A 1,718-nucleotide genomic window follows, 5' to 3' on the forward strand; every position below is an offset into this window, starting at 1 on the left:
GGCGTGCGTTCGGCTCGCCGTTCCGGCAAGCCGGTCAGGGTCAGGATCGACCCGGTCGACGTTGGGGAGGGCGTCCTTTAGCACCGAGAAAGCTTCTGTGGGCGACCGGTTGCCTCTTTTAGCGTGAGGTGGGCCGCGCAACCGGTTCCGACAGCGTCACGCTACGCCGCCCGTATACCGTCACCGTCGTTCCGCAGGCATTGGTGACGGGCTAGCGTCAGGCGGCCAGCTCGCGGTAGTGGTCGACGGCGGCGGCCGGCGGACCGTCGAACACGACGCTGCCCTGGTCGAAGACGAGCGCCCGTTCGAAGTCTCGGATGGCCTCGAGATCATGTGTGACAAGAATCACTTGCTGGGGCAGCGTTGCCAGTAACTCCGACACCCGCCGGGAGTTGCGAAGGTCCAGCAACGTGGTCGGTTCGTCGCAGATAAGCACTTTAGGCTCGGTGACCAGGATGGAGCACAGGGCCAGCAGCTGCTTCTGCCCGCCGGAGAGCAAGTGCGCCGGATGATCCGCGTGCTCGTCCAGGCCGAACATGGCCAGCTGTTCGGCGACCAGCCGGTCTGACTCTGAACGGCCGAGTTTCTGCCTGCGCAGGCTGAACGCGACATCCTCCGCCACCGTGGGCATGACGATCTGGGCATCCGGGTCGGTGAAGACGAAGCCCACCCGCTGACGCACCGCCGCGCCGTCGGAGCGGGTGTCGAGACCGTCGACGCGCACCCGTCCCTGATCGGGGATGACGAGCCCGTTGAGCAGGCGAGCGAAGGTCGATTTGCCGGAGCCGTTGGCTCCGATGACGGCGATCCGGTGTTCGGGGAGTCCGACGTCGACACCGCGCAGCACCTGCCGATCGCCGTACGCGTGGCTGACGCCTTCGACCTCGATCACGTGCTCAACTGTAAACTTGGTGCGGCCCGACGTCATGGCCGGGAATCCACGCCGGTCGGCCACGCCCCGGAAACTCAGTGTCGATCTTGGGCGGGGACGCGTTGAATGGGCCGGGTCACGGGATCGTCCCGTGAAGTGCACGCAGATTCAGGAATGGGATCGGCCGGCGCGAGCGCACGCTTCGCTTCCGGCGCGGTCTCCGCCTGTCATGATCCGACGGAGACGATTCTGACATGATCACCGCCCACGAGGTCGAGGTGCGTGCCGGGTCGCAGATCCTGCTCGCCGACGCCACCTTCCGCATCGCACCCGGCGACAAGGTGGGCCTAGTCGGCCGCAACGGCGCGGGCAAGACCACGCTCACCCGAATCCTGGCCGGAGAAGGGCAGCAGTTCGCCGGCGAGGTCACCCGCTCCGGCGACGTCGGCTATCTGCCGCAGGACCCGCGTACGGGTGACACGGAGGTTCTGGCTCGCGACCGCATCCTCGGGGCGCGGGGACTGGACACGATCGTCACTCAGCTTCGCCGTGCCGAGCAGCAGATCGCATCCGACAAGGACGCCGAACACGAACGGGGGATGCGCCGCTATGCGCGTCTGGAGGCCGAGTTCCTCTCCCTCGGCGGATACGCGAGCGAGAGCGAGGCGGCGACCATCGCTGCCAGCCTCGGTCTGCCTGAGCGGGTACTGGGCCAGCCGTTGCACACCCTCTCGGGTGGCCAGCGGCGCCGGATCGAGCTGGCGCGGATCCTCTTCTCCGACGCCGAGACGATGCTGCTGGACGAGCCGACCAACCACCTCGACGCGGACTCCGTGGTGTGGCTGCG

2 protein-coding genes are annotated in these 1,718 nt (G+C 67.5%); one reads left to right on the top strand and one right to left on the bottom strand.

Annotated features, from left to right (window positions below; translation table 11 throughout):
• Positions 1–217: 217 nt before the first annotated feature.
• On the bottom strand, positions 218–892 hold the full coding sequence (locus ELR45_RS21850; RefSeq protein WP_129668230.1) for an energy-coupling factor ABC transporter ATP-binding protein: 675 nt from the start codon (positions 890–892) through the stop codon (positions 218–220).
• A gap of 233 nt (positions 893–1,125) precedes the next feature.
• Here ELR45_RS21850 and ELR45_RS41350 point away from each other — a divergent pair.
• On the top strand, positions 1,126–1,718 hold a 593-nt coding region (locus ELR45_RS41350), incomplete at its 3' end, for an ATP-binding cassette domain-containing protein (RefSeq protein WP_240760023.1).

It is taken from the genome of Phytoactinopolyspora endophytica (assembly GCF_004138495.1).
Taxonomy (GTDB): domain Bacteria; phylum Actinomycetota; class Actinomycetes; order Jiangellales; family Jiangellaceae; genus Phytoactinopolyspora; species Phytoactinopolyspora endophytica.